11 protein-coding genes and 2 tRNA genes are annotated in these 12,326 nt (G+C 46.2%); 5 read left to right on the plus strand and 8 right to left on the minus strand.

Features of this window, described 5'->3' with window-relative positions:
• The first annotated feature begins 1 nt into the window (after nt 1).
• Nucleotides 2-727 carry a pyruvate formate-lyase-activating protein gene (gene pflA / locus BUC01_RS13825; RefSeq protein ID WP_025834414.1) on the plus strand — a complete coding sequence of 242 codons (726 nt, stop codon included), beginning with the start codon at nt 2-4 and terminating at the stop codon, nt 725-727.
• A 115-nt stretch (nt 728-842) separates the two neighbouring features.
• Here pflA and BUC01_RS13830 read toward each other — a convergent pair whose 3' ends face one another.
• Together BUC01_RS13830 and BUC01_RS13835 are read right to left on the minus strand one after the other, a co-directional pair.
• Nucleotides 843-2,180 (minus strand): outer membrane beta-barrel protein, encoded by a 1,338-nt coding sequence (locus tag BUC01_RS13830; RefSeq protein WP_025834416.1) that lies wholly within the window; start codon nt 2,178-2,180, stop codon nt 843-845.
• 12 nt (nt 2,181-2,192) lie between these two features.
• Nucleotides 2,193-2,741 carry an RNA polymerase sigma factor gene (locus tag BUC01_RS13835; protein ID WP_025834418.1) on the minus strand — a complete coding sequence of 183 codons (549 nt, stop codon included), beginning with the start codon at nt 2,739-2,741 and terminating at the stop codon, nt 2,193-2,195.
• A 176-nt stretch (nt 2,742-2,917) separates the two neighbouring features.
• On the opposite strand from BUC01_RS13835, the gene BUC01_RS13840 reads away from it, so the two are divergent.
• Complete coding sequence (locus BUC01_RS13840) at nt 2,918-3,619, plus strand: NigD1/NigD2 family lipoprotein (protein WP_025834419.1); 702 nt, start codon at nt 2,918-2,920, stop codon at nt 3,617-3,619.
• 225 nt (nt 3,620-3,844) lie between these two features.
• On the opposite strand, the gene BUC01_RS13845 is transcribed toward BUC01_RS13840, so the two are convergent.
• A tRNA-Ser gene (locus BUC01_RS13845) sits at nt 3,845-3,932 on the minus strand.
• 196 nt (nt 3,933-4,128) lie between these two features.
• Between BUC01_RS13845 and BUC01_RS13850 the strand changes: the two genes are divergently transcribed.
• A complete protein-coding gene (locus BUC01_RS13850) occupies nt 4,129-5,190 on the plus strand; it encodes a winged helix DNA-binding domain-containing protein (RefSeq protein ID WP_073313994.1) in 1,062 nt (353 codons plus the stop codon).
• Between the two features lie 81 nt (nt 5,191-5,271).
• Here BUC01_RS13850 and BUC01_RS13855 read toward each other — a convergent pair.
• Nucleotides 5,272-5,356, minus strand: a tRNA-Ser gene (locus BUC01_RS13855).
• Between the two features lie 114 nt (nt 5,357-5,470).
• On the opposite strand from BUC01_RS13855, the gene BUC01_RS13860 reads away from it, so the two are divergent.
• Both BUC01_RS13860 and BUC01_RS13865 read left to right on the plus strand, forming a co-directional pair.
• A complete protein-coding gene (locus BUC01_RS13860; RefSeq protein ID WP_073313997.1) occupies nt 5,471-7,996 on the plus strand; it encodes an endonuclease MutS2 in 2,526 nt (841 codons plus the stop codon).
• An 11-nt stretch (nt 7,997-8,007) separates the two neighbouring features.
• Entirely contained in the window at nt 8,008-9,225 is a 1,218-nt protein-coding gene (locus BUC01_RS13865; RefSeq protein WP_025832003.1) for an L-serine ammonia-lyase, read from the plus strand.
• Nucleotides 9,226-9,305: 80 nt separating this feature from the next.
• Here the strand turns inward: BUC01_RS13865 and BUC01_RS13870 are convergent, their stop codons facing one another.
• The 4 genes from BUC01_RS13870 to BUC01_RS13885 form a co-directional block, all read right to left on the minus strand.
• Complete coding sequence (locus BUC01_RS13870) at nt 9,306-9,809, minus strand: PepSY-like domain-containing protein (RefSeq protein ID WP_073314018.1); 504 nt, start codon at nt 9,807-9,809, stop codon at nt 9,306-9,308.
• A gap of 11 nt (nt 9,810-9,820) precedes the next feature.
• Nucleotides 9,821-10,258: a PepSY-like domain-containing protein gene (locus BUC01_RS13875; protein ID WP_025832001.1), complete on the minus strand. Its 438-nt coding sequence runs from the start codon at nt 10,256-10,258 to the stop codon at nt 9,821-9,823.
• 98 nt (nt 10,259-10,356) lie between these two features.
• Nucleotides 10,357-11,646 (minus strand): sensor histidine kinase, encoded by a 1,290-nt coding sequence (locus BUC01_RS13880; RefSeq protein ID WP_025831999.1) that lies wholly within the window; start codon nt 11,644-11,646, stop codon nt 10,357-10,359.
• A complete protein-coding gene (locus BUC01_RS13885) occupies nt 11,643-12,320 on the minus strand; it encodes a response regulator transcription factor (protein ID WP_025831997.1) in 678 nt (225 codons plus the stop codon). Before BUC01_RS13885 ends, BUC01_RS13880 begins: the two co-directional genes overlap by 4 nt.
• Nucleotides 12,321-12,326: the final 6 nt, after the last annotated feature.

Raw genomic sequence — 12,326 nt, forward strand, 5'->3', positions numbered from 1 at the left:
TATGATAAACGTACACTCCTACGAAAGTATGGGAACATTCGACGGGCCGGGTCTCCGGCTCGTCGTTTTCCTGCAAGGTTGTCCGTTCCGTTGTTTGTATTGTGCCAACCCGGATACAATAGATGCAAAAGGGGGTACACCTACCCCACCAGAAGAAATCCTGCAAATGGCAATCAGCCAGAAAGCATTCTTCGGGAAGAAAGGAGGTATCACTTTTTCCGGTGGCGAACCAACGTTGCAGGCAGAAGCTCTTATCCCTTTATTCAAGGAACTGAAAGCTAACGGTATCCATATATGCCTGGATACTAACGGAGGTATTTGGAATGAAAAAGTGGAAGAACTCTTAAGCCTGACGGATTTAGTATTACTGGATATCAAAGAATTTAATCCCGAGCGCCATAAGAGTCTGACCGGATGTAATAATATCAAGACCTTGCAGACAGCCGCCTGGCTGGACGAACACGAACGTCCTTTCTGGTTGCGCTACGTGTTAGTTCCGGGATACAGTGATTTTGAAGAAGACATCCGCGGTCTGGGTGAATATCTCGGAAAATATAAAGGTATACAGCGGGTAGAAATTCTCCCCTATCACCGACTGGGCGTGCACAAGTACGAAGCTATGGGATGGGAATACAAACTGAAAGAAGTAAAGGAGAATACTCCCGAACAACTGGAACGTGCTGAAAGACTGTTCAAACAATACTTTGAGACTGTCATAGTCAACTAAATACAAGAAGGAAAAAAGGGACGGGTGATAACAATGTATGTAACGTTTCATTACATACATTGTTATCACCCGTTGCATATACAAGCATTTCCCTTGCCGGGAAACAGATATTCTCTTAGTAAGTCAGACGGATACCTGCCTGCAACGTAAAGTTGGTTGGATTTTCTTTACGTATCGTCTCTATCGCAGAACCGTCATCAAAGAAGTAAGAAACACCCGGCTCTACATAGATACCTACTCTATTACTTATATTATACTGAGCGCCCACCGCTCCCATTACCGAAAGCTGCACGGGCTTCACCGTTTCCTTTTCACCTCCTACCTTACCGTAAACGCACTTTTCTACCGCACCACCGGCAGATACATACATCGTAAAGTTCTTGTTATTTATAAAGTTCCAGTTTGCACGCACCGGAATACCGATGTAATGCAACTTCTGGTCTATCTTCTCCGAACTTCCTTCATACGTTATTTCGGATGCCAGCATTGTATAAGTCACTCCGGTCTCCACAGAGAAGTTTTTAGGTAATGACTTTCTTACAGAAACGCCAAAGCTGATAGGTTGCTTATGTTTGATGTCCCGGACAACACGCGTACTCTTCCGCAAATAAGGTACTCCGCCGTCAAACACCAGTTCCTGCCCTTCAGGAATGCTCAGGATGCCATTAGAGACATTCGTCAAATCCAGTTTATCACTAAACAACGGGCCGCTGTTCTGAGGAGTCTGCATATCACCGGCATTATCCAGTGAAACAAGACCACCCGTATTTCCTACAGACAAGCCTACCGCCCAGCCTTTTTCTTCTCTGGATGATTTCTTTTCAGAAGGCAAATGCAACTTATCCTTCCCTGAAGGACGGTACACTCTCCGGTCATCTTTCTCCTGTTTCGAAGATGTATTTTCCATTGCCTGTCCAGAAGTCACGTTTTCTTCCGCCACCTTCTCCGTTCCTTCTGAAACCGGAAGTCCTTCGTTAACTTCAGTCATACGTGTGCCTGCACCCTCACCCGGCAGTTCTTCACCTGTCCTCACGTTAGTTCCTTCCGTCTCCAGACGTTGTGCAACAAGAGATTGATGGTGAGAATCACTTCCTTGTTCCACCACCCGTCTGATTACAGGTTCCGGTTGTTCTCCCTGAGTAGCCGGTTTCGCCTGTTCCGGCAGAGCATCGGGTATTATTGCCAGAGCCGGCCCTGCCGAGCGGCGCACATCGTCCATCACCGGACTTTGCATCAGCCACAGGCTGACCGATGACACCGCTACCAGTACGACAGCCGCAGCCGTCATCGCCCAACGCCGGAACAGAATATTCTTTTTCGTCCCGACCGACATGGACGGAGAAGCCGGCAAAGCCTTCTCCAGCCGTTCCCAGCCGGTATCAGGCAACGGTTCGGAATAATCGTCCAACCGTTCCTTTATCTTTTTCAACCACAATTCATCATCTTTCATCATACGTCCTTTCCTTTAAGCATTGTTTCTCATCCACTCCTTCACTTTCGTAGCCAAAGCAGCCTTGGCACGTGTCAGCTGCGAAGCTGATGACTTCTCATTGATACCCAGCATCTGGGCAATCTCCCTATGAGATTTTTCTTCAAATATATATAAGTTGAATACGGTGCGATAACCGGCAGGCAATTCACTGATGAATTGCATCAGCACCTTCTGAGGAATAGTTTCCACTGTCGAAACATCTGGCTCTTCATACGTTTCGGGTATGTTGTCCAGTGCCTCCGACTGGTTGATTACATCATTCTTGCGCAAGTATTGCAACGCCGTATTCACCATAACACGCTCCATCCACGCCCGCAAGGAACCATCACCCCGCCAAGTGAATTTATCAAAAGAATCGAAGAGTTTCAGGAAGCCATCGTGCATCAGGTCTTCTGCTGTTTCACGGTCGCCCGTATAACGGAGGCATACGCTGAGCATCCGCCCTGCATAGCGCTCGTACAGCTCCTTTCTGGCAAGATTGTCTCCTTGCCTGCACCGTCCTGCCAGTTCCTGTTCTTCCATTCCTTCTTTTGACACGCGTTTATCTTATAAATGCAGCAAAGATAGAAATACTGCGCGGAGCGGACAAGAAAATAGTTCTTTTGTTTCTTTAACACTCACTTATGCAGTATTTCCCGGTCTATTGTATTTTCTAAGCAAACGGATTTTTTTAGATTAACACCAAAACCCCACAATTGATGAAGAAGTTAAGATTTTATTTGGTAGCAGTTATACTTACGGTTTTAACAATGCCAATGTTACAGTCTTGCCTGGATGATGATAACGATTATCGCAATACCCTTTTCACGATCGGTACCCTGGAGATAATTGACGGCAAAGATTATTTTTTTAATCTGGATGACGGTGATAAGATGTATCCCAGTGATACGGCCTATATACATAATTACGAATTGGTGAACGGACAACGTGTTTTCATCCATTTTCTTCCGCTGGAAGAAGACAAACCGGGCTATGAATATAATGTGAAGCTGATACAACTTGAAAATATACTGACGAAAGATATCATTCCTCTCACCGAAGAGACTGCCGACAGTATCGGTAACGACCGCATCAATGTCGCCGAACTTTGGATTACGGGAAACTATCTAAATATCGAGCACCAGTTCTTTCACAGCGATAATCCGGACAAGAAACATATGCTGAACCTGGTAATTAACCAAACCTCCGAAGCACCGGAGCCGGACGAGGATTACATCAATCTGGAGTTCCGCCACAATGCTTACAATGATGAGCAGCGCAAACCGGGTTGGGGGGTAGTATCATTCAAACTGGATGAAATAGAAAAGCAACTGGAAGGAAAAAAAGGATTGAAAATACTCGTCAACAGTATCTATGACGGGAAACGTACTTATACTGTAGAAGTAAACAAGAAGAAATAAAACCTAAACTGACCGATTGAAAAAAGAGGGTGCATTCCGCTAAGTGAATGCATCCTCTTTTCCTTTTCTGCAAAACTGATCTTGCTACTTATCGCTACCGATCATCTATTATAGATAAACAAAAAGCAATCAGGAAAAGAAAGGTCTCGGAAAGCTAGAAAAACATAAAAGTCTCGCAAACTCAATAATTTGCGAGACTTCATCTATTATTACATATACACTTTGCGGAGAGACGGGGATTCGAACCCCGGATACCCTTTAGGGGTATACACGCTTTCCAGGCGTGCCTCTTCAACCACTCGAGCACCTCTCCTTGTTCGGGGCGCGAAGATAGGGGAAGTTTTCGGAATAACAAAATTTCAAACCAACTTTATTTAAAGATTACAGTTCTGCTACTTGATACGGTCTTTCTATTCATAAATATATTCTATGATTTCATATAAGATATATGCAAGGTTCCTTCTTTTTTCTATCTTTGTGAAATTAACTCCAAAAACAATATTATCAATATGAAAGTCCCCAACATCCGCCTACTGAACCAACAATTATCGGCTCCGCAGTTTCGTCAGCCCAAAGAATTAGTATCCTGGATGGGAGCTATACAGGCGCAAGATTACACGATGGTCAGATGGGCTGTAGGAATGCGTTTGAAGTCACCCTCTCTCCGGATGGTAGAGGAAGCGCTGCATCAGGGAGAAATTCTAAGAATTCACGTGATGCGCCCTACATGGCATCTTGTAGCGGCAGAGGATATTCGCTGGATGCTGAAGTTGTCTGCCCAACGTATTAAATCGGCCAACGATTCATTTGCCAAAGGGCATGAGTTGGAAATAACGGAAAGTACTTTCACGAAGAGCAACCGGCTGCTCGAAAATATTCTTTGCGGAAAGAAAAGTATGACAAAACAGGAGATTGCCGAACAGTTCGGACATTCAGGACTTCCCGCCACCAATTATCACATAAGCCGGTTTATGGCACGCGCAGAGACAGAGGGCATTCTGTGTAGCGGCGAATGCAGAGGCAGACAACACACCTATGCACTTCTGGAGGAACGGGTTCCGCCGATGCCCGACCCTACAAAGGATGAAGCTTTGGCACGCTTGGCAAGAAGCTATTTTCGCAGCCATGCCCCCGCCACTTTGCAGGATTTCATCTGGTGGTCCGGTCTCCCGATAACAGAAGCCCGACAAGCCATTTATCTGATAAAGTCTGAAATGACCTCTGAACAATGGAGGGATCAGACCTGGTATATCCATAATACTTGCCGTACCCGTGGAAAGACATCCGGCAGTCTGTTACTGCTTCCTCCGTATGATGAATATCTTATCGGATACAAAGACCGCACGGACGCTCTGCCTAAAGAATATTACTCAAAAGCTTTCACTAATAACGGATTGTTCTACCCTGTGATCGCTCATGACGGACAAATCATAGGCAATTGGGACAGAACAATAAAGAAAAAAGGAAGTTACCCGGAACATTCATTTTTCCGGAACGGTGCTTGCGTTGACGAAGAAGTTCTGAGTCAAGCCAAACGGAAATATATGCAGTTTACACTGTGTACTCCATAACAGATATATTCAGAAAGAAAATCATACGCAACAAAAAAGCCTGCAAGTTATTGACTTGCAGGCTTTTATTAGCTTATCCAGCGGAGAGACAGGGATTCGAACCCCGGGTACCTCGCAGTACAACGGTTTTCAAGACCGCCGCAATCGACCACTCTGCCACCTCTCCAAAACTCCTCTTTCAAGAAGTGCTTTTCTCTTAAAGCGGTGCAAAGGTACAAATCATTTTTAATTCTACAAACTTCCTGCCATTTTTTTCGCGAATAAATACTACTTTTGCATCATGATATACCCACAGAACTTTGAACATAAGATAGGTTTCGACCAGATACGCCAATTGCTAAGCGAAAAATGCCTTAGTACATTAGGCGTAGAACGGGTGACGGACATGGCATTCTCTGACCACTATGAAGAAGTGGAAGAACGTCTGAACCTCGTCACCGAATTTATCCGTATTATAGAAGAGGAAGATAATTTCCCCGCCCAATACTTTTTCGACGTACGCCCGTCGCTAAAACGAATACGTGTAGAAGGAATGTACCTGGACGAGCAGGAGCTGTTCGACCTGCGCCGCTCGCTGGAAACAATACGCGACATCGTGCGATTCCTCGAAAAGGACGATACGGAAGAGGGAGATTCCCCCTACCCTTGCCTGCGGCATCTCGCCAAAGACATCCTGGCATTTCCACAGCTTATCCAGAAGATAAACAACATATTGTCACCTTACGGGAAAATAAAGGATAATGCCTCCTCCGAACTGGCACGTATCCGCCGTGAACTGGCAAATACCATGAACAGTATTTCCCGTTCGCTGAACAGCATCCTGCGCAATGCCCAATCGGAAGGTGTGGTAGATAAAGACGTCACCCCCACCATGCGCGACGGTCGTCTGGTAATTCCCGTAGCACCGGGACTGAAACGTAAAATCAAAGGTATCGTACATGACGAGTCGGCAAGTGGAAAGACAGTCTTCATTGAACCCGCCGAAGTGGTGGAAGCCAACAACCGCATCCGCGAACTCGAAGCAGACGAACGCAGAGAGATAATCCGCATCCTGGTAGAATTCTCCAATCTGCTGCGTCCCTCCATCCCCGATGTGTTGCAGTCCTACGAATTCCTTGCCGAAATAGACTTCATCCGTGCCAAAAGCCTGTTTGCCCTGCAAATATCAGGCATAAAACCCGCATTGGAAAATACGCAGATACTGGACTGGACTATGGCTGTACATCCGTTACTCCAACTCTCCCTTGCCAAACACGGCAAGAAGGTAGTCCCCCTGGAAATCGAGTTGAACAAACAGCAACGCATTCTTATCATCTCCGGTCCGAATGCCGGCGGTAAATCCGTCTGCCTCAAAACCGTAGGTTTATTGCAATATATGTTGCAATGCGGTATGCCCATCCCCATGCACGAACGTAGTCATGCGGGCATTTTCAGCAGCATCTTCATAGATATAGGTGATGAACAGTCCATCGAAGATGACCTGAGTACCTACTCTTCACATCTGACCAACATGAAAATGATGATGAAGAATTGCAATGAGCGCAGCCTCATCCTCATCGATGAATTCGGTGGCGGCACGGAACCGCAGATTGGTGGAGCCATAGCCGAAGCCGTACTGAAACGCTTCAACCAAAAACTAACGTTCGGTGTTATCACTACACACTACCAGAATCTGAAGCATTTTGCCGAAGACCATGAAGGTGTAGTGAACGGAGCTATGTTGTACGACCGCCACTTGATGCAGGCACTCTTCCAACTCCAGATAGGTAATCCCGGAAGTTCGTTTGCCGTAGAAATAGCCCGGAAGATCGGTCTTCCGGAAGATGTCATTGCCGATGCATCCGAAATTGTAGGCAGTGAATACATCAATGCCGATAAATATTTGCAGGACATTGTACGCGACAAGCGTTATTGGGAAGGAAAACGCCAGACCATCCGCCAACGCGAGAAGCACATGGAAGAAACTATCTCCCGCTACCAGGCCGAAATGGAAGACTTGCAGAAATCCCGCAAAGAGATTATCCGAAAAGCCAAAGAAGAAGCCGAACAGCTGGTACAGGAAGCCAACGCCCGGATTGAGAATACCATCCGTACCATCAAAGAAGCGCAGGCGGAAAAAGAAAAGACCCGCCAGGCACGTCAAGAGCTGACTGAATTCCGCGAATCAATGGAAGCTCTCGCCTCCAAAGAACAAGAGGAAAAGATAGCCCGCAAGATGCAGAAATTGCAGGAAAGGCAAAACCGGAAGAAAGATAAAAAAGCCAAAGATGCAGGAAACGGACTTTCAGCACAGGAACAGGAGGCACTAAAAGCCAAACAAGAGGCAGAACGCCTGGCAAGTATCGTCCCCGGTGCTATGGTGAAGATAAAAGGGCAGAGTTCGGTGGGCGAAGTAATGGAAGTGAACGGAAAGAATGCCGTCATCGCTTTCGGCAGTATAAAGACCACCGTGAAAGTGGAACGCTTGGAACGTACCAACACTGTTCCGCAAAAGGTGGACAGTTCTACCAAAAGTACATTTGTCAGCAATCAGACGCAGGACAGCATGTATGAGAAGAAACTGAACTTCAAACAAGATATTGATGTACGAGGTATGCGTGGTGATGAAGCCCTACAGGCAGTGACCTACTTCATTGATGATGCCATCCTTGTCGGCATGGCGCGTGTACGTATTCTTCACGGAACAGGTACAGGCATTTTGCGCACACTTATCCGCCAATATCTGCAGACAGTTCCCGGCATCAGGCACTTTGCTGACGAGCATGTGCAATTCGGCGGCGCAGGAATCACAGTCGTTGACCTATAAACAATATAACCATGAAATCAATCAAAGAACTCTACCGTATCGGTACAGGTCCCTCAAGCAGCCATACAATGGGACCACGCAAGGCTGCCGAGCTTTTTCTGGAGAAACATCCGGAAGCTTCCTCTTTTAAAGTGACCTTATACGGTAGCCTTGCCGCTACAGGTAAAGGGCATATGACCAATATAGCCATTACCGAGACGCTGCAACCTGCCGCTCCGGTAGAGATAGTATGGGAACCGAAAATATTCCTCCCCTTCCACCCCAACGGTATGAAATTCGTGTCTTTGGATGCAGAAGGTAAAGAAACGGATTCCTGGACGGTCTTCAGTGTCGGAGGAGGCGCTCTGGCCGAAGAAAACAATGGTGCATCTTCGGTCAACACATCGGATATCTACACCATGAACCACATGACCGAAATTCTGCAATGGTGCGAGAAAACCGGAAGAAGTTATTGGGAGTACGTCAAGGAATGTGAGGAAGAGGATATCTGGGATTATCTGAACGAAGTGTGGAAAACCATGCAGGCAGCTGTCCGCCGCGGACTGGAACAGGAAGGGGTATTACCCGGTCCGTTGAATCTGCGCCGCAAAGCCTCCACCTATTATATACGTGCCAGCGGATACAAACAATCCCTGCAATCACGCGGACTAGTATTTGCCTACGCTCTGGCCGTAAGTGAAGAGAATGCTTCGGGCGGAACCATAGTTACCGCACCCACCTGTGGCTCCTGCGGTGTGATGCCGGCAGTGCTTTATCACCTTGCCAAGAGTCGGGATTTCAGTGATATCCGTATTCTGCGTGCTCTTGCCACGGCAGGTCTTGTAGGAAATATCGTGAAAACCAACGCTTCTATTTCAGGAGCTGAAGCAGGATGCCAGGCAGAAGTCGGCGTAGCTTGTTCTATGGCTTCAGCCGCTGCCAATCAATTGTTCGGCGGCAGTCCGGCGCAGATAGAATATGCTGCTGAAATGGGATTGGAACATCATTTGGGCATGACGTGTGACCCGGTTTGCGGATTAGTACAGATTCCTTGTATCGAACGAAATGCGTATGCTGCCGCCCGTGCTCTGGATGCCAATCTTTATTCTTCCTTTACTGATGGTATGCATCGTGTATCTTTCGACAAAGTAGTGGAAGTGATGAAAGAAACCGGAAATGACCTGCCGTCGCTTTACAAAGAAACCAGTGAAGGCGGGCTGGCTAAAGATTATCGCCCTATGGGAGAGTGATAATTTAGCACATAGTACTAATTTAAGTGACGGGCTACAGCGCAGCAACTTGTAACTTGCGCCCGTAGCCCGTCACTATCTTACACCTCCGGCGGATAAATCGTATCATCCTTACCTGACACATCCACCGTATTCATCAATCCTCCATCTTCAGAGTAGAACAACTGATATTTCAGTTTTCCCTGCTCCACTTCAATCACATACTGCATAGGCTGCAACGGATAGAACAAGAAATAATAATCATCTTGCACCCAGTTGGCGTATTCACCATTAGCAAATGCAGTTTGTACGGCAGCCGGAACGTCATTCCAATACAATTCCGATTCCGTCATCTGCCAATTGGCGCTGGCGTCAAACCATATATTCGATTCTTTTCCATCCAGCCAACAGTCGGCAACGTAATACGATTTCTTCTGTTTCCACTCTATCCCTGTCGCACTCGGATATCTCTGTTTCAGAGCCTGTGCCACAGATTCCGGCACATTAATGCCTTTATCATCATTGTCATCATCACTACATGCGCTGAAGGTCATAGCAGCTATGCACATCATCATCGCTAACATCAAAAATCTTGTTTTCATCATTTTTTCCCCCATTAGTCATCCATACTGACAAACTGTCCTTTCTTATTAAACTTCAAAGAGAAATCATTCGCAAGTTCCACTTCTATGCCTACTCCCTTACGCTCTATCTTAGTAATAATCTCATTGGGGAAATTAGCCTTTACATAATCCTTAATGGAAACCGGGATAAGGGCGGCAGGCACAGCATTCTTCTTACAGTCTATTTCAGTCCAGTTACCTTTCTTGTCGAACTCGATCTCCGTACGGTCAGTCAGCAGCACTTCATACTTCTTGGATAAGAGTTCACTGTCTATCTTGATGTATGAAATCTGCGGTTTACTGAAATACTGATTGATAAAGTTACGCGCAGTCAATGGGAGTTCCTTTGCGTCTTTGGTAATGACATCACCTGCAAAAGCGAACTGAACGGCTACGATAGCCAATACGAGAATAGATAAAATCTTCTTCATAATCGTTATTCTTTTTAAGTGTTACTAATTTATTTCCTGTTTTTGTTCACACTGCAAATAACGACACAGAACTGGGAAAGATTTGGGAATACCCGCCTTTAGCTTTTCTTTTTAGGTTCTTTAACGAGCAAGAATACATGCATTCCTTCCTCCCATTTATAAGTCAGACGGAGGGAAGCGGAAGTAGCGATGGAACGGGCAATGGCAAGTCCCAGTCCGGTAGAATCCTTCTTACCATCAATGCTGCGATAGAAACGCCGGAACAATTTTTCTCCATCCAGGGGATGTTCACCGCTGTTTTTGATACTTAGCGACGAAGATGTAGTAACGATGTGCAATTCACCACCTTCCTGATTATGCAGTAAAGAGTTCTTCACCAGGTTGGAAACCAGAATCTGCGCCAGAGAAAGATTGCAACGGATTACGAAAGGCGTCTCCCCTTTGGTACGCATCAGATGAATATGTTTTCCTTCATATATATCCATCAGGTCGGGCAACAGTTCATCCAGCACGTCATCTACAGAAACATCCTCCGTCTCGGTATATTGCCCGTTCTCAATACGAGACAGCAGTAGCAAGGATTTATTCAGTCGCACCGCCCTGCCCAACGTAGCATATATCTCATCCAACTCTTTCAACTGCTCTTCCGTCATCGCCTCATTCTCGGCAAGCAATTCCACCTTACCGCGCACAATGGCAAGCGGTGTCTGCAACTCATGCGAAGCATTCTCGATGAACTGTTTCTGCTCTTCATACGCCTTATAGCTACGGTTTCCCATATCCACAGCCGCATCACCCAACTGGCGGAATTCCCGGATTTTCGTAGGATTATCAAGTACCGGAACCTCTTTTCCCGGTTGAATTTGCTTCAACCACTCCAACAAATGATGCAACGGACGAAACACACTTTGCAATATCAGACGTGTTCCGATGGACGTACAAATCAAAAACAACAGGAATAACGCCCCCAAATACCAGAGCATCGCTTCCACCATATCGTCACGCTCCAGAATGGAAATCATCAGTTCCAACTCATAATATTGACCGTCCGGCATACGGAAAGCGGTTTTCATCACCCGCACCGGCTCGTCCTCGTCTTCACTCTCTATATAGACGGTAGAGTCATAATACACTTCATCATAATCTTCCGCCTCTTCTTCAGAGATAGGGCGGAATTTATAAAAAGACATCAGCGAACCTTCCGTGTCAAGAATGGAAGGATCCATAAGAGCGTTACTAATCAATATCTTACCATAGTTTTCAAGTGTGTCATCCGTTTCATCCACCACTTCATCGACAATGGCATAATAAAACAGCATACCCCATACCGCCATCAACAAAAACAGCAGCAGCGAAAGCTTTCCGTAAGTATAGTGAAGCAGTTTCATACCTCAGAGAGTTTATAACCAAAACCATACACCGCTTTCAACTCCACGGTGGCTTCGGCCTGTTTCAGTTTCCGGCGAAGATTTTTCACTTGCGAGTAAATGAAATCCAATGAATCCGCCTGGTCGATATTATCCCCCCAAACAGACTCCGCAAGACTCATCTTATTGATGACACGGTTGGGATTGACTACGAAATAATAGAGCAAATCAAACTCTTTACGATTGAGTTGTAAAGGGACTCCCCCAACCTCCACCTGGCGCTTATCAGGATATAGCAGCAGATTTCCCACTGTGACGGATACATCTCCTTTAGCTTGCCGACGGCGGATTACAGACTTCACCCGTGCGTTGAGTTCCGCCAGATGAAAAGGTTTCGTCAGATAATCGTCGGCACCCAGTTCCAATCCCTCCACTTTATCATCCAGTGAGTCCTTGGCTGAGATGATCAGCACACTGTCGCTACGACGCAGACGTTTGAGTTCACGCAACAAATCCAGACCACTCCCACCGGGCAACATGATGTCCAGCAAGATACAGTCATAATCGTAGTCGTTCACTTTCTCCAATGCCGAATAATAGTCGGCTGCAGTTTCTACCACGAAGTTCTCTTTCAAAAGGGAGATGCGGATCGTTTCCCGCAAATCCGGTTCATCTTCTACAATCAGGATTTTCATACCGGC

This window comes from Bacteroides stercorirosoris (assembly GCF_900142015.1).
GTDB classification, from domain to species: Bacteria; Bacteroidota; Bacteroidia; order Bacteroidales; family Bacteroidaceae; genus Bacteroides; species Bacteroides stercorirosoris.